At 67.0% G+C, this 15,429-nt stretch carries 13 protein-coding genes; 7 read left to right on the top strand and 6 right to left on the bottom strand.

What is annotated here, in order from left to right:
* Nucleotides 1–25: 25 nt before the first annotated feature.
* From OSB52_RS11975 to OSB52_RS11960, 4 genes are read right to left on the bottom strand one after another with little or no spacing between them, the layout of a single operon-like run.
* Complete coding sequence (locus tag OSB52_RS11975; RefSeq protein ID WP_266061845.1) at nucleotides 26–1,273, bottom strand: alpha/beta hydrolase; 1,248 nt, start codon at nucleotides 1,271–1,273, stop codon at nucleotides 26–28.
* Complete coding sequence (locus OSB52_RS11970; RefSeq protein WP_235721442.1) at nucleotides 1,270–1,530, bottom strand: hypothetical protein; 261 nt, start codon at nucleotides 1,528–1,530, stop codon at nucleotides 1,270–1,272. Before OSB52_RS11970 ends, OSB52_RS11975 begins: the two co-directional genes overlap by 4 nt.
* Complete coding sequence (locus OSB52_RS11965; RefSeq protein WP_235721441.1) at nucleotides 1,527–2,174, bottom strand: VOC family protein; 648 nt, start codon at nucleotides 2,172–2,174, stop codon at nucleotides 1,527–1,529. The genes OSB52_RS11970 and OSB52_RS11965 overlap by 4 nt, the downstream gene beginning before the upstream one ends.
* Nucleotides 2,175–2,203: 29 nt before the next feature.
* A complete protein-coding gene (locus tag OSB52_RS11960; RefSeq protein WP_266061842.1) occupies nucleotides 2,204–2,959 on the bottom strand; it encodes a maleate cis-trans isomerase family protein in 756 nt (251 codons plus the stop codon).
* A 246-nt stretch (nucleotides 2,960–3,205) separates the two neighbouring features.
* Here OSB52_RS11960 and OSB52_RS11955 point away from each other — a divergent pair, with 246 nt between their 5' ends.
* From OSB52_RS11955 to OSB52_RS11935, 5 genes are read left to right on the top strand one after another with little or no spacing between them, the layout of a single operon-like run.
* Nucleotides 3,206–5,314, top strand: a complete 2,109-nt coding sequence (locus OSB52_RS11955; protein ID WP_266061839.1) for a hydantoinase/oxoprolinase family protein — start codon at nucleotides 3,206–3,208, stop codon at nucleotides 5,312–5,314.
* Between the two features lie 27 nt (nucleotides 5,315–5,341).
* Complete coding sequence (locus OSB52_RS11950) at nucleotides 5,342–7,663, top strand: hydantoinase B/oxoprolinase family protein (protein WP_266061837.1); 2,322 nt, start codon at nucleotides 5,342–5,344, stop codon at nucleotides 7,661–7,663.
* Complete coding sequence (locus tag OSB52_RS11945; protein WP_266061835.1) at nucleotides 7,660–9,345, top strand: (2,3-dihydroxybenzoyl)adenylate synthase; 1,686 nt, start codon at nucleotides 7,660–7,662, stop codon at nucleotides 9,343–9,345. Before OSB52_RS11950 ends, OSB52_RS11945 begins: the two co-directional genes overlap by 4 nt.
* A gap of 10 nt (nucleotides 9,346–9,355) precedes the next feature.
* Nucleotides 9,356–10,936 carry an FAD-dependent monooxygenase gene (locus tag OSB52_RS11940; RefSeq protein ID WP_266061833.1) on the top strand — a complete coding sequence of 527 codons (1,581 nt, stop codon included), beginning with the start codon at nucleotides 9,356–9,358 and terminating at the stop codon, nucleotides 10,934–10,936.
* Between the two features lie 18 nt (nucleotides 10,937–10,954).
* Nucleotides 10,955–11,698: a TetR/AcrR family transcriptional regulator gene (locus OSB52_RS11935; protein ID WP_266061832.1), complete on the top strand. Its 744-nt coding sequence runs from the start codon at nucleotides 10,955–10,957 to the stop codon at nucleotides 11,696–11,698.
* Here the strand turns inward: OSB52_RS11935 and OSB52_RS11930 are convergent.
* A complete protein-coding gene (locus tag OSB52_RS11930) occupies nucleotides 11,695–12,141 on the bottom strand; it encodes an SRPBCC family protein (protein WP_266061830.1) in 447 nt (148 codons plus the stop codon). The two genes, OSB52_RS11935 and OSB52_RS11930, sit on opposite strands and share 4 nt — an antisense overlap.
* Nucleotides 12,142–12,625: 484 nt before the next feature.
* On the opposite strand from OSB52_RS11930, the gene OSB52_RS11925 reads away from it, so the two are divergent.
* Complete coding sequence (locus tag OSB52_RS11925) at nucleotides 12,626–13,015, top strand: nuclear transport factor 2 family protein (protein WP_235721432.1); 390 nt, start codon at nucleotides 12,626–12,628, stop codon at nucleotides 13,013–13,015.
* 3 nt (nucleotides 13,016–13,018) lie between these two features.
* Here the strand turns inward: OSB52_RS11925 and OSB52_RS11920 are convergent, their stop codons facing one another.
* Nucleotides 13,019–13,699: an SDR family oxidoreductase gene (locus OSB52_RS11920; protein ID WP_235721431.1), complete on the bottom strand. Its 681-nt coding sequence runs from the start codon at nucleotides 13,697–13,699 to the stop codon at nucleotides 13,019–13,021.
* A gap of 77 nt (nucleotides 13,700–13,776) precedes the next feature.
* On the opposite strand from OSB52_RS11920, the gene ggh reads away from it, so the two are divergent.
* Complete coding sequence (gene ggh / locus OSB52_RS11915) at nucleotides 13,777–15,117, top strand: glucosylglycerate hydrolase (protein ID WP_235721430.1); 1,341 nt, start codon at nucleotides 13,777–13,779, stop codon at nucleotides 15,115–15,117.
* The last annotated feature ends 312 nt before the right edge of the window (nucleotides 15,118–15,429 follow it).

The following is a 15,429-nucleotide window of genomic DNA, read 5'->3' as shown; positions in this document are numbered from 1 at the left end:
CCGGATCGCAGAACTCATCGGGGCTTCAGCCGAACCGCTGCGCCAACCACCCCCCGATCTCCGCCGCCGCCAGGCTCGCCCCGGTCGGCGCGCCCTTCCGTATGGGTCCACCGAAGTGGGTTCCCTCGACGCGGACGTGGGTGACATCATCCGCGCCGAAGGCGTTCACCATCTCCACCGCATCCTCGGGGAAGCAGGCCTGATCGCCGGTCAGTTCGACGAACAGGGTCGGTACCCGCACCTCGGGTGCGCAGCGGAGAAAACCTGCGTTGCTGGACAGGCCCGACCACGTCGAGAGCCACGCCTCGGGTGTGGCGAGTCGGCCGAAGCCGACGAGTCCGTAGTCGGTGAGGTCGGGGCGACGGCCGAACAGCGACCCGTACGGGCGGTCGTTCGGATTCAGCGAGAGGTCGACGAAACGGAGGTCTGCGTCGGTGCGGTAGACGGTCATCACCCGCGGCGCCAACGCCGCACGACGATCGGCCGGGTCGCCGGAGACCGTGAAGTGCGCACGTGCGCGGCCGGATTCGGCGACGAAGTCGCGAGCGACGGCGTCGATGCGCGCCACCCGGTTCCGCTGTGCGGTGCGGTAGCGTTCGATGAACTCCGCAGAGTAGGAGGACGATTCGGGTGGTTCGGCGAACCCGTTGGCTGGGTCGAACGGGTTGAGTGACGGGTCCACACTCAGTGGGTCGTTCTCGTCGCTCACCGACGGGTCGATGAGCCTCAGCAGCAGCTGTCCCTGGCCGGGATGCGGGGCCAGGAAGATCGCGCCGTCGGGAACGGGCATGTCGGCACCGGCGAGGTCGATCGGACGTCCGGCCGGTGTGGCCGCCAGACGATTATCCGGGGCGAGTCCCGCCTGTTCGTGATAGAAGGCGAACAGCGCACCACCTCCTGAGTGTCCCAGCGTCAGAACCGAGCCGAAGCCATTGTCGCGCAGAAAGACCTGACCTGCCGCGGCATCGAGTAGTGCCTGCTCATGGACGAGGTTCAAGTCGTTGTTCACCGACCGCGTGCCCTGCGTCCACACCGCGAAGCCGCGCGCGAGCAGCTCTGGCACCAGCACGTGATGGGTGAGGTCCTGACGGGGATGCATCAGCGCGATCACCGTCGACGCGCCGGGAACCGTGCGCAGCACCCCGGTGACCTTCGCGCCGTCGGCCGTCGACAGCTCGTGCACCGACGTCGTCGTGTTCGCGGGCTGCTCGGCGGACTCGATGTAGCGGCCCGCGCCGATCCCACTCGTTGCGGGCGGTGTCGAGACGATCATCGGCCGGACACCACGCTCGGTTCGACCCGCAGGGCGTCCTTGTCCCACTGGGTGATCCGCGAATCGAGGAGACCGGCGACGCTGCTGTACCAGACCGCATGCCGACATCCGGTCGCACGACGGTCCACGACGATGGCGTCATCGGCGGTGATGCGGAAATACGGTCCGAGGTGCTCGACGGTCACGTCCGGGTCTTCGCCGGCCACCGCGGCAACGGGCTTGTTCTCAGGTACGTCCAGAATGAACAGGGTGGTCATCGAACCGACACCGCCTCGCGCTCGGTGTGCTCCTCTTGCCAGGTCGCTGCGCGTTCGACGATCTTCTCCGCCTTGCGCGCCAGCAGCGCGGCCATGCTCGGATTCGGTTGCGATACCACGTCGATCAGGGCGTCGATGGTGAGATTGGCGTCGAGGTCCTCCTGCGGGGTCACCGGCCGCATCGCCCGGGTGACCTCGATCATGTAGCCGTTCGGGTCGTGGGTGTAGATCGATTCGATGGTCTCGTGTTGGATCTGCATCTCCACCGGCCACTCGCTGCCGTCGAGGCGGCGGCGATATTCCAGCAGGTCCTCCTCGCTGTCGACGTGAATCGCCAAGTGCCGGGACCGGATGAACCAGATCGGCACGTCCTCGGCGAACCGCGAATACGAGTCACCCTGCGGTCCACCGTCGAACGGTTCGAGGCCGAAGTAGTAGAAGAACGCGAGCCGGTCGTCGTTGCCGATGTCGAAGAAGAAGTGGATGAAGTCGGGATGTTTGTCCGGTCCCCAACCGGCGGCACAGATCGAGTGGACCACCGGGAAGCCCAGGACGTCACGGTAGAACCGCACCGTCGCGGCCGGATCGAAGGTCGGGTAGGCGACGTGGTCGACGCCACGCACCTTATGGACGAGTTCGCTCATCATTACTCCTTGGGTTGAGCGGGAATGGTTCAGGCGGGTACGGACGCCAGGTCGGCGCGCAGCAGACTGCCGGCTCCGTCGATCGAGGCGGACAGGCCCAGGCCGCGCAGAATGCTGTAGGCACCGGCGGTGGCCGCCGACAGCACCGGGATGCCGAACTCGCGTTCCGCATCGTCGATCAGGGGGAGCGACGGCATCTGCACACAGCACGACAGCACCAGTGCGTCGACGTCGGTGAGGTCGAGCGATCGGGCCGCGTCCATCACCCGGTCGCCGGGAATGCAGCCGACCTCGGCGTTGTCGGCGACCTCCAGGGCCCGCCAGTCGACGACGGTGAAGTCCTCGGCCTCCAGATAGACGACGACCTTCTCGGCGAGTGGCCGCATGTACGGCGTGACGATCGCGATCCGCTTCGCATCCATTGCCCGCAACGCCTCCACGAGGGCTCCGGCGCTCGAGCGGATGATCGCGTCGGAGCCACCGGCGGCGAGTTGTTCGGCGACGGCACTCTCGACGCGTTGATGCTCGCCGGGTCCGCCGACCATGAGTGCCACGAGACACGCGTAGAGGATCGCGTCGGGCGACGCGTCGGCGATCTCCATGACGCAGCGTTCGCGCTGCGCATTCATCGCCGCGAGTTCTTCGGCCGACACCTGATGCATCCGCATCCGGGTCGAGTGGAAGGAGAACGCGGATACCGGATGGCGGTTCAGCAGCGCCGGCATCTCGGTCTCCACGGTGACGTTCGAACTCGGCACCACGAGGCCGATGCGATGGACACCCATGTGTCTGTGGTCCTTTCGATTTCGGCCGACGAACGGGCCGCTCGACGTCACGTTGACGCCAACGACAATTATTCGACGCAAACGAAAATTCGTCAAGGGTGCGCCACAACCGGTCCTGAACTGGGCAAACAGCCGCGACACGGGCACAATCGGGTGACCGTACTCACATCCAAGCCTTGACAGTGAGTCGTCGGCGTCGAATACTCAACGCCAACGTCAATCCAGCTGACAAAGGAGTACCTGGCCATGGCATACGTGATCGGAGTGGACGTCGGTGGGACGTTCACCGATGCCGTTCTCGACGACGGGAACGGCCTGGTGGTCGCCGGTAAGGCGCCCTCGACACCACCCGACTATTCCGAAGGCGTGATGGATGTCCTCGCGGTGCTCGCCGAGCAACTCGGCCGACCGCTCGACGACATGCTCGCCGATACCCATCACATCGCGCACGGCACCACGTCGTCGCTGAACGCGTTGGTGATGAACAAGGTCCCCGACGTCGGGTTCCTCACCACCAAAGGTCACCGCGACTCGATCTACATCATGAACGTGGAGGGCCGCTACCTCGGTCGGTCGCCCGAGCAGTTGCAGAACGTGATGGCGCAGAGCAAGTCCCACGGACTGGTGGACAAACGCCATGCGCTGGAGGTGACCGAGCGGGTGGACCGCGACGGTCGGGTCATCGTGAACCTCGACGAGGACGAGGTCCGTGCGGCGGTGCGCACGTTGCTCGACCAGGGCATCAGCGCCATCGCGGTGTCGCTGCTGTGGTCGTTCCGCAATCCCACCCATGAGCAGCGCATCCGGGACATCGTGCACGAGATCGACCCGACGGTGTTCGTCTCACTGTCCAGCGAGGTCAGTCCACGCATCCGGGAGTTCGCGCGCAACGCGACCACCATCATGAGCACCCAGATCGGGCCGGGCCTGCGCGACTACCTCGGCGAACTCGAGGGTCGACTCCGCGAACACCAGCTGGCCGGTCCGCTGCTGGTGATGCAGAGCAACGGTGGTGCGGTGGCCGCGTCGGAGGCGCCGGGCAACGCGATCTCGACTGTGGGTTCGGTGCTCACCGGTGGTGTCGTCGGCTCGGTGTCGCTCGGCCGCCAACTCGGCCACGACAACATCATCGCGACCGACGCCGGCGGCACCACGTTCCTCGTCGGCCTGGTCGTCGATGGCGAGCCGGTGCGGTCGTCGACGACGATCATCAACCACCATCCGATCAACGTGCCCACGCTCGAAGTCCACGCGATCGGCGCGGGTGGCGGAGCGATCGCCTGGCTGGATGCCGGTGGCAACCTGCAAATCGGTCCGCACAGTGCGCAGGCCGTTCCCGGCCCCGCCTGCTACGGCCAGGGCGGCACCGAGCCGACCAACACCGACGCCAACCTGGTGCTGGGCATCCTGCCCGAACGCGGCTTGCTCGGCGGGCGTAAGGCGCTCGACATCACCAAGGCACGCGAGGCCATCCGGACCCGCATCGCGGAACCACTCGGCCTGTCTGTCGAGGACGCTGCCGCCGCCATCTACGCGGTGCAGAACGCGCAGACCGGCGACCTGCTGCGCAAGACCGTCGTCGAAGCCGGCCACGACCCCCGCAACTTCATCGTCTACGCCTTCGGCGGTTCCGGGCCTGCGCACTGCGGGCTGTACGCGCAGGAGATCGGGGCATCGCGGGTCGTCGTCCCGCTCGGTCAGGTCGCCTCGGCGTTCTCCGCCTACGGCCTGGCATCGTCGGATATCGTTCTCGCCAAGGAACTCTCGGACCCGGCCGCGATGCCGCTGGATCCCGCCCGGGTGGAGCAGAACTTCAAGGTGCTCGAGGAACAGGTTCGTGACCAGCTCGACCGGCAGGGCCTGCACTTCGCGTCTATTGTGATGGAGCGCGAGATCGACATGCGCTACACCATGCAGCTGGCCGAGGTCGCCACGCCGCTGCCCGACGGGTCGCTCACCTCCACCGAGATCGCCGATGCAGCTGAGGCATTCGAGAAGAAGTATGCGGACCTGTACGGCAAGGACAGCGGGTTCCGCGAAGCCGGTATCCAGGCCATCACCTACCGCGTCCGCGGCACCGGCGTCCTGCCGTTTTCTCCTGAACTGCCAGAACTCGCCGTCGCCGACTCCGCCGACCCGAGCGACGCGCACGTCGGGATGCGCAAGGTGTGCCTCGACGGCCGCCGCGGATTCGTCGACACCGACATCTACGACTACGCGGGCCTGCGCGCCGGTCACGTCATCGCCGGGCCCGCCGTCATCGAGGTGCCGACCACGACGGTGGTGATCCCGCACGACACCACCGGCGAGATCGACCGCCTCGGCAACCTCACCATCACCGTCGACCAGGCATAAGCCAACAGCCACAGGAGTTCTGTATTCATGACCGCACCCATTCCCGGCTCGGAGGTCTTCTCCAGCCGCCCGACAGACCTCGACGCGCTGGCCCGCTCACTGCCGCCGTCGCTGCCCGTTCACACCGTCACCCAGGAACAGATCGACGCCGTCGATCCCCTCACCTACGAGGTGATCCGGCACCGCCTGTGGTCGGTGACCGACGAGATGGGCGAAGCGCTCAAGCGTATGTCCGGATCACCGATCGTGACCGACGCCAACGACTTCGACTTCGCGGTCAGCGACGAGATCGGCCAGGAGGTCCAGGTGGGCCTCTACAACACGATGCTCGTCGGCGCCGTCGACCTCGCCATCTACTGGACGCTGCAGAACCGGTCGACCAACCCCGGCATCACCGAGGGCGACATGTTCCTCTGCAACGACCCGTGGGTCGGCGGCGGACTGCACCAGAGCGACGTCATCGTCTACCAGCCGGTGTTCTACGACGGCCAGCTGTTCGGCTGGACCAGCGCCATCTGCCACGAACCCGACCTCGGTGGGTCCGGACTCGGCTCCTTCGACCCGGCCGCCAAAGATGTCTTCTCCGAATCGCTTCCGACGCCACCGATCAAGGTGGTGCGTGACTTCGAGTTACAGCGCGACGTCGCCGACGTCTGGGTCCGGCGGTCGCGGGTGCCGATGCTCGTCGGTCTCGACCTGCGCGCCAAGATCGGTGCCAACAGTGTGGGTCGCGACCGTCTGCTCGCCGTCATCGAACAGTACGGTGCGGACACGGTGAAGGCCGTGATGAAACGGATGATGGCCGACGCCGAGAGTCGGCTGCGCGCCAAGCTGACCGACCTGCCCGACGGTACCTGGCACGCCACCGGATACCAGGATCAGGCGCAGACCGGTGACCGCGAGGTCCACAAGATCACCGTCGCGATGACCAAAGAAGCCGACCACCTGTCGTTCGACTTCACCGGTACCGACCCGCAGACCGGCGTCATCAACTGCACCTACGCCGGTATGCGGGGCGGGGTGATGCTGGCGCTGCTGCCGATCCTCGCCGGGGACATCCCCTGGTCGGCAGGCGGATTGATGCGCTGTTTCGACATGATCGCCGAGGAGGGGACGATCAACAACGCCACCTTCCCGGCCGCGGTGAGTCGCGGACCGATCGGCCCGGCCTGGCTGACCGGCAACCTGATCGCCGAATGTCTGGCGCAGATGCTGGACCGCCATCTCGAACTCGGGAAGAACGTGCAGGCGTCGTGCTGCGGCACCTGGGACACCGCCGTCGTCGCCGGTCTCGACGAACGTGGCGAGCAGCCGGTGCCGTTCCTCAACATCATGATGGAACCGATGGCCGGTGGCTACGGGGCCCGGCCGGTCGCCGACGGGATGGACACCGGCGGCCTGTTCTGCATCCCGATGGGCCGCATCCCCGACACCGAGATGACCGAGTTCCTTTACCCGCTGCTGACCCTGTGGCGCCGTGAAGAACCCGACTCCGGCGGGCCCGGACGGCATCGTGGCGGTGTATCGGCGTCGTTGGCGGTCACCCCGTATGGAACGAGTCTGCCGATGGGACTGGTGTTCGCGTCTGCCGGGAAGGCAGTCGCGCAGAACTCCGGGCTGGCCGGCGGTCTGCCCGGCAACACCGGGCTGGAGATCCTCGCCCGCGCATCCGGGGTGCAGGAGCTGTTGGCGCAGGGCACGATTCCGGCAACACTGGAAGATCTGTCCGGCGACAAGGAACTCGGCCCCTGTTACGCCGAAAGCTACCTGGCGCCCGGCGAGGTGCTGTACATGCACTGGCAGGGCGGTGGTGGCTACGGCGATCCACTGCGTCGCGAGCCCGACGCGGTGGCCGACGATGTCCGCAACGGCAAGGTCACCGCGACTGGCGCGGCCGACAACTACGGCGTCGTGCTCGCCAGCGGACAGGTCGACGAGGCCGGCACCGAGAAGAAGCGCAACGAGCTGCGCGAGATCCGCCGCGACCGGTCCGATGTCCCGCAGAGCCAGGAGGCGAACCTCGACCTGAGCCATGCGCGTCGGCTCGACGACAACCTCGTCGAGGTCACCATCGGGGAGTCGCGCGCAGTCGGATGTGCCCACTGTGGACGGCTTCTCGGTGACAGCAAGTCCGGACGCCTCGACCTGGCTCGCTACGACGGTCCGTCGAGCGACGCGGGACCGCAGGTCACCTCCGATCCCGGTGAGTACGTCGACACCGAGGTCGTGTTCCGGCAGCAGTGTTGTCCCGGCTGCTGGACCGCGATCTACTCGGGCATCGTCCCGGTCGACCATCCCGATCGGGTCGCCGAACTCGCCCAGCTGCTCCCCGCGGTGGCGGGCCGATGACGATGACGAAGCCGGCCGGTCGAGCGCGATGGGGCGATCGGCTGGTCGGGTACCCCGCGGACCGCGCCGAGGCATACCGGAGGGCGGGGGAGTGGACGGATCGGCCACTGGCACATCGCCTGCAGGACAGTGTCGACAGATATGCCGACCGGCCTGCCGTGACCACCGATGCCGGCACGATCACCTACCGCGAACTCGGGCGGCGTACCGATCAGATCGCCGCCGGGCTGCTCGACCTCGGATTGTCTCCGGGGGAGCCAATCATCTTCCAGGCGACCAATCGGCTGGAAACGGTGCTCACCTGGTACGGCTGCATCAAAGCGGGACTGGTGCCGGTGGCCACCCTCGCCGCGCACCGCGGACACGAGATCGGTCACATCTCCCGCGCCGTCGGCGCCGTGGGTCACGTCGTCGAGGCGGGCCTGTCGTTCGACCTCGTCGACTTCGCTCGCGAGCAGGCACAAGGACATCCGACTCTGCGGACGATGCTCACCATCGGTGCACCCGCAGGTGAGGGGACCCCGGTGGAGACGCTAGGCGCTGACATCGCACCCGACGACGCCCGCGCACGGGTCGCGGCGGTGCAAGCCGAGATCGATCCGCTCGACGTCGTCGCGTTCCAGCTCTCCGGCGGTACCACCGGCGTGCCCAAGGTGATCCCGCGGCGCCACGTCGAATACTGGGACAATGCGCGGCTCTACGCACGCCGCCTCGGCTGGACCGAGGACACCCGTGTCGCACACCTGATCCCGATCATCCACAACGCCGGGATCAGCTGCGGGCTGCACGCCGCACATTCCGTCGGTGCCTGTCTGATTCTGGCGACCGCCGATGTCACCCAGGCATTTCCGTTGATGGCGCGAGCACGGGCCACCGACGTCCTCATCGGCCACGGCCACTATCAGGCCGTCGCGAGTCCGGCGTTCGACGAGGTCCGACCAGTGCTGCGCACCGTCATCCTGTCCGGCGCCAAGGTGAGCTCCGAGCTGTTCGAGCGCGTCGACGACGGCGAGAAACGATGGGCGGGGCAACTGTTCGGGATGTCGGAAGGTCTGTTCACCGTCTCCCCGCACGAGTCGCCGGCGTCGGCGAGGATGACCACGGTCGGCACACCGATCGCGGACACCGACGAGATCCGCATCCTCGAACCCGGCACCGAGACCGAGGTGGCAGACGGCGAGGTCGGCGAGCTGACCTGCCGCGGGCCGTACACCATCCCGGGCTACTACGATGCACCCGAACACAATCGGATGGCCTTCACCTCCGACGGCTTCTATCGGACCGGAGATCTGGCGTCCATCGTCGTCATCGACGGCGTCCGGTATGTCTCGATCGACGGGCGCATCAAGGACCTGATCAACCGCGGTGGCGAGAAGATCAACGCCGAAGAGGTCGAACAGCTGCTGGTGACACACCCGAACGTGGCGAACGCGGCGGTCGTGGCCATGCCCGATCCACGTCTGGGCGAGCGCACCTGCGCATATCTCGTGACGGTGGACGGTGCAGTCCTGTCGATGTCCGAGATGCGCGAGCATCTCCAGGCGCGCGGCGTGGCCAAGTTCAAATGGCCCGAACGTCTCGAGTTCGTGCGTGCGTTTCCCCAGACGAATGTGGGCAAGATCGACAAGAAGCGGCTCCGCGCCGACATTGTCGCCAGGCTTGCCGAAACTCCAGATCAGTGAGGAAAGACCGATGAATCTCAGGCGCATCGCCGTGCTCGGCGGCGGGCCGGGCGGCCTGTACGCGGCACGGCTGCTCAAGCGCAGCCACCCCGACGCCGACGTCACCGTCTACGAACAGGGCTCGCCGGACACCACATTCGGGTTCGGCGTAGGGCTGGCGTCGCGAACCCAACGCAATCTGCGGGAGGCCGATCCGGCGTCACTCGACGCCATCGTCGACGTGTCGCATCCGCACGAGATGTCGATGCAGGTCGGCGAAGATGTGGCACGGCTGTCCCACGGTGAACTGCTCGCCATCGCACGGACGACCCTGCTCGAGGTACTGCAGAGGCATGCTGCCGACGTCGGTGTGCGGCTGGAGTTCGGGCAGCGCCGCTCCGTGGGTGAGATCGACGCCGACCTAATCATCGCCGCCGATGGAGTGAACAGTGCCACCCGTGCCGACCTCGCTACCGAGTTCCGACCGCACATCACCACCGGTGACGGCCTCTATCTCTGGTGCGGAACCGATTTCGCCCTCCCGAGTGCGATCTTCACCCCGGTGACCACCGAACACGGCACCTTCGTCGCCCACGCCTATCCGTATGCCGCCGACCGCAGCACCTTCCTGATCGAGACCGATGAGAACACCTGGTGCGACGCCGGTTTCGACGCATCGACCGACGCGACGGCGGCTGCCGACAGTGACGAGGCGTCGCTGCGGTATCTGGAAAAGGCGTTCGCACAGACCCTGGGCGGGCACCGGCTGATCGGCAACCGCACCCGCTGGATGCGGTTCCGCACGGTCGCCTGCGAGCAGTGGCACAGCGGGAACGTCGTGTTGCTCGGGGACGCTGCGCACACCGCCCACTATTCGATCGGCTCGGGCACCAAGCTGGCGATGGAGGACGCCATCGCGCTCGACCGCGCCGTGGGAGACGCATCGAACCTCGAGGATGCGCTGACGGCGTATGAGGCCGCCCGTCGTCCGGGCGTCGAGTATCTGCAGTCGATCGCCGCTCGCAGCGAGCTGTGGTGGGAGTCGTTCCCGAGCCGCACCGACATCCCCGTCGAGCAGTTGATGATCGCCTACATGACCCGGGCCGGGAAGGTCGGGTTGGATCGGTTCGTGTCGTCGGCGCCCGACGTCGCCACCCGCGGTCTTGCGGACTACGCCGGGGTGGACCCGGCGCGCGTCCCCGCCGAGCGACTGGCCGACTGGGTGTTGGCGCGGCCGCTGGCCAGGCACGGGTTGACCTTTCCGCGGCGGACCGCTCCGCAGTCGCTGCGGGATGAACCCGGCACCGAGGTGATCACCGTGGACCTCGGTGCCGCGTGGGGGGCCGGCGCCGACGACATCGTCGCGCGATCGGCGGGTGCATCCGTGCTGTGGCTGACCGGCAGTGCTGACCGCAGTGCGGTGCTGACCCGCCTCGATCTCGGTGAACGGTTGCGGCGCGAGACCGCTGCGGTGGTGGTCGTCGAGGCGCCGACCGACGCCCAGGACGACTTGGTGGCCGGGCTGGTGAGTCTGCGTGCCGATCTGGTGTGCATCGCCGATGCCGCCAGGCGGGGTGGCGTGTCCGAGGTTGTGCACACCGCCGCGGTCTGACGGCACTATTCTTCGCCTATGACCAGCTCGACGCCGAAGGCGACCACCGAGGACACGGTGGCCACCGCCGCCAAGGGCGGCCGAAGCAACTCCCGGCGCGAGCTGGTCGAGCGCGAGATCATGGAGCAGGCCACGCGGCTGTTCGCCGAGAAGGGTCTGGCCAGCACCACGCTGCAGGACATCGCCGAAGCGACCGGGCTGACCCGGCCGGCGCTGTATCACTACGTCGCGAACAAGGACGAACTGTTCTCCCGGCTGGTCAGTGAGATTGCCGAGGAGCCGGCGGTGTTGCTGCACGAGATCAACCAGCGCGACGATCTCGACCCGGTCGCCAAGGTGCACGAGATGGCGATGTCGATCGCGTTGCACCAGACCCAGACGCTCGATCGGTTCCGAGTGCTGATCCGGTCCGAGGCCGAGCTGCCCGCCGGGGTGGCCGACACCTATCGGCAGAGCCGTCGGCGGGTGCTCAAGGAGTTGGTCGCCGCCGTGGAGGAGGGGATCGACGCGGGGCAGTTCCGGCCGGCCGATCCGCGGGTGTCGGCGCTCGGCATCGTCGGCATGCTCAACTGGATCGCGTGGTGGCATCATCCGGGCGACGCCGAGGCCGACCGCACCATCGCGCGGCAGCTGGCCGACATGGCCGTCCACTCCGTGCTCGACCCCGTTGCGGGCGACACCGAGCCGGGAGCGGAACGGGTGATCGCGCAGATGCGGCAGGGGTTGGACTATCTCGAGAGGTCGGTGCGGGCCGAGGGTTAGGGCGAGTCGGCGAGCAGTTTGTCCAGCGTTTCGAACGCAGCGTGCCATCCGGACGCGGCGTACCCGTACTGCTCGGGCGTGAGGTTTCCGCCGGTTTGGCTGAACCGAAGTTCGGTACCGCTGTCGATGGCTACGAAGTCGGCGGTGAGGACTTCGCGATCGTCACCAGATTCGTCGGTCATGGTCAGGACAAGCCTGTGGGGCCGCTGTACCTCGAGATACGCACCGTGCCAGTGGAGGTCGGGCATCTCCTCGCCGAGGATCATGGTGGCCATCCAAGTGCCGCCGGGGCGCGCGTCGATCGAGACGGAGTCGACGGGCACCTCGTTGGCGCTGCCGCCAAACCACGTCGAGAAGAGTGTCGGAGTCGTCCACGCGTCGAACACGGCATCTGGAGTGGCGTCGAAGGTATGGGTCAGTGTTGCGCCGGTCGCGTCGGTCATCGTGAACCTCGTCTCCTCGCGATGCCTGTGGACATCGGCGATATCAGCGCGGACGGGTTCGTCCGCCGTGACTACAGACGTCGAGAGTGGCCAGAATTCATCGCTCATTCCGGCAAGAGCCGACTCGCCACCATGGACTGGCTGCTCACGCCTCTCGGCGATTCTCAGTACCGCTCGATGCCAGGCGGATTCCAGGTGTAATCGAGCACCGGTGCCTTTGGTGCAGCAGCTGTGGCTGTCGAGTTGGTGGCCCGCGAGGTCCGTGCGCGACGCATCGACACCCTCCAGTCGATCCGCGACATCTCCGCCATGTGCTGCGGCTCCTGTTGCTGGGACGTCTGCCCGACGTCGACTGATGCACTTCGGTGGTGACCGAAGAATGCCTGCCGATCCGGGATCTGGCCGAACGATGGGTGGCCCACCAGCCCGCAGTGCTACCGTCACGAACTAGAACACGTTCTACTTCGACGACGAAAGGCCGGCCATGACGGTGGAACAGGGGACCCTGAGCGAGCAGATCAACGCGACGGTGGACGCGTACGTGGAGCTGTTGAACAACGGCACGGCCGAGCAGATCGCCGATCTCTACGCGCCCGACGCCACCGTCGAGGACCCGATCGGCGCTGAACTACGCACCACCCGCGAGGAGCTGATCGAGTTCTACTCCGTCATCACCGGGATGGACGAGCGCACCGCGACACTGAAATGGAAGAAGATCGCCGGGGACACTGGGGTCTTCGAGTTCACCCTGGTCACAGGCACCGCCGGGATGAAGTTCGAGATCACCCCGATCGACATCATGGTGTTCAACGCCGACGGCAAGGTGTCGTCGATGCGAGCGGTGTGGGAGCAGTCCGACCTCAAGCAGCTGTAGCGGTCAGCGCCGGCCGGTCGGGCGCAGCACGATCTCTTCTGGATGGGCGTCGGCCGACGTGGTGACCGCATGCACCACCGCCGACGCGACGGTGGAGGTGGTCAAAAACCGCTTCGGATCGTAATCATCGCCTTCATTGGCGACGATGTCGCGCTGCATGTCGGTGTCGATCCGGCCGGGGAAGATCGAGGTCACGCGCAGCGTGGGTTCCTCGGCGCGCAACGCGTCGGCGAGCGCACGCAGGCCGAACTTGCTCGCCGCGTACGGCGCCCAGCGGGGATTGGCGCGGCGGCCGGCGCCGGAGTTGATGAACACCACATGCCCGCCCGCTGCGCGCAGTGCGGGCAGCAGCAGCCGTGTCAGCTCGGCAGCGGCCACCAGGTTCACTTCGAGTACCTGATGCCATTCCTCGACCGGGGTGTCGGCGACGGTCTCCAGGCTGCTGCCGACGCCCGCGTTATGGACGAGTACGTCGAGCGACGAGATGGCCTCGACGGCGGCCTCCACCTCCTCGTAGTCGGTCAATTCGACGGGGAAGGTGCTCGCCCCGTCGAGCGAGGCGGCGAGCTGGTCGAGTTCGGGTGAGGGGCGACCGCCGAGCAGCAGATCGTGGGTCGGTGCGAGCTGTCGGGCGATCTCGGCGCCGAGGCCACGGCTGGCCCCGGTGATCAATGCGGTCGACACGGCATCGACGTTACCCCGGCGCGCATCTGTGACCTCCTCGCTGCGCGACGACCGTCGACCCGGTGCAGAATCGACGGGTGGCCCGGTATGGATTCACCCCGACTCAGTTGTCAGCCCGCGCCGCGTACCTGCTACGCGGCAACGATCTGGGCACGATGACGAGCGCCGCGCCCAAGCTGTACCCACATATGTGGAGCTGGGACGCCGCTTTCGTCACCGTCGGACTTGCGCCGTTATCGGTGGAGCGGGCGGTGATCGAGATGGACACCTTGCTGTCGGCGCAGTGGGACAACGGCATGATCCCGCACATCGTGTTCGCCAACGGCCGCGACGGGTACTTCCCCGGTCCGGCGCGCTGGGAATGTGCGCGCCTTGCGCCGGCGGCCCCCGACGCGCCGGACACCTCCGGCATCACCCAGCCGCCGGTGCATGCGATCGCCGTGCAACGCATCCTCGACCACTCGCGCCGCCACGGGCGCACCACACGGTCGGTGGCCAACGAGTTCATCGACCGTCGCTGGGCGTCGCTGGTGCGGTGGCATCGCTGGCTCGCCCATGCACGCGACCCGCACGGCAACGGCCGCGTCACCCTGTTCCACGGCTGGGAATCGGGGATGGACAACTCGCCGCGCTGGGACCGGCCGTATGCCAACGTGGTGCCCGGGGTGGATCTGCCCGCCTACGTGCGTGCCGATCTCGACCACGTCGGTGACTTGTCGATGCGGCCGTCGGACCTCGAATACGACCGCTACCTCTGGCTGGTCGAGCAGATGAAGCGCTCCAACTACGACGACGACCTGCTGCCGAAGGTGATGAGTTTCGCCGTCGAGGACGTCTTCGTCAGCGCCATCTTCTCGGTCGCCTGCGATGTGCTGGCCACCATCGGCGAGGACTACTCCAAACCGCGCTCCGATGTTCGCGACCTACGCGCGTGGGCCGACCGATTCCGCGCGGGTGTGGTGGCGTCGGCCAACGAACGCAATGGCGCCGCCCGCGATTACGACCTGCGCACCGACCAGTGGATCAACACCGAGACCCTCGCGGTGTTCGCGCCGCTGATCTGTGGCGGGCTCTCGCGTGAACGCGAGCGCGCCCTGCTGCGGCTGTTCGACGGCCCGCGGTTCTGTGGCCATCCTGATCTGCGGTACGCGGTGCCTCCGTCGACGTCGCCGATCTCGATGGACTTCCGGTCGCGCGAATACTGGCGCGGGCCGGTATGGCCGGTGATGACGTGGCTGTTCAGTTGGGCGTTCGCCCGTCGCGGCTGGACCGAACGATCGGCCCGGCTGCGGGAGGAAGGCTTGCGGCAGGCCACCGACGGCGCGTTCGCCGAGTACTACGAACCGTTCACCGGCGAGCCGCTGGGCAGCATGCAGCAGAGCTGGACGGCGGCCGCGGTGCTGGACTGGTTGGACTGAGCTGGGCGGTCACGCTCACACTTGTCTCGCTGCTCCTGGGTGACCCGTCTCGCTGATTGTGGGTGACTTCGTTCGCTGATTGTGGGTGACCTCGTTCGCTGGTCGTGGGCAACCTCGCTCGCTGAATGTGGGCAATTTCGCTCGCTGATTGTGGGCAATTTCGCTCGCTGATTGTGGGTGACCTCGCTCGCTGATCGAGTAGGTGACGAGCGCAGCGAGGAGCCGTATCGAGATCAGGTGACGTCCGACGATGGTCGAGCATTCATGTGACGCAAGTGGTCTCGATACGCCGCCTCGCCTAGCGGCTCGGTG

It is taken from the genome of Gordonia aquimaris, assembly GCF_026262595.1.
Classification (GTDB): domain Bacteria; phylum Actinomycetota; class Actinomycetes; order Mycobacteriales; family Mycobacteriaceae; genus Gordonia; species Gordonia tangerina.
This window is presented reverse-complemented; position numbering and strand designations above follow the sequence as displayed.

Excerpts from the sequence above, each read along its gene's own strand:
- OSB52_RS11955 (WP_266061839.1), top strand. The coding sequence starts at position 3,206 with ATGGCATACGTGATCGGAGTGGACGTCGGTGGGACGTTCACCGATGCC.
- OSB52_RS11935 (WP_266061832.1), top strand. The coding sequence starts at position 10,955 with ATGACCAGCTCGACGCCGAAGGCGACCACCGAGGACACGGTGGCCACC.
- OSB52_RS11940 (WP_266061833.1), top strand. The coding sequence starts at position 9,356 with ATGAATCTCAGGCGCATCGCCGTGCTCGGCGGCGGGCCGGGCGGCCTG.
- OSB52_RS11965 (WP_235721441.1), bottom strand. The coding sequence starts at position 2,174 with ATGAGCGAACTCGTCCATAAGGTGCGTGGCGTCGACCACGTCGCCTAC.
- OSB52_RS11925 (WP_235721432.1), top strand. The coding sequence starts at position 12,626 with ATGACGGTGGAACAGGGGACCCTGAGCGAGCAGATCAACGCGACGGTG.
- OSB52_RS11960 (WP_266061842.1), bottom strand. The coding sequence starts at position 2,959 with ATGGGTGTCCATCGCATCGGCCTCGTGGTGCCGAGTTCGAACGTCACC.
- OSB52_RS11975 (WP_266061845.1), bottom strand. The coding sequence starts at position 1,273 with ATGATCGTCTCGACACCGCCCGCAACGAGTGGGATCGGCGCGGGCCGC.
- OSB52_RS11970 (WP_235721442.1), bottom strand. The coding sequence starts at position 1,530 with ATGACCACCCTGTTCATTCTGGACGTACCTGAGAACAAGCCCGTTGCC.
- OSB52_RS11950 (WP_266061837.1), top strand. The coding sequence starts at position 5,342 with ATGACCGCACCCATTCCCGGCTCGGAGGTCTTCTCCAGCCGCCCGACA.
- OSB52_RS11930 (WP_266061830.1), bottom strand. The coding sequence starts at position 12,141 with ATGACCGACGCGACCGGCGCAACACTGACCCATACCTTCGACGCCACT.
- OSB52_RS11945 (WP_266061835.1), top strand. The coding sequence starts at position 7,660 with ATGACGATGACGAAGCCGGCCGGTCGAGCGCGATGGGGCGATCGGCTG.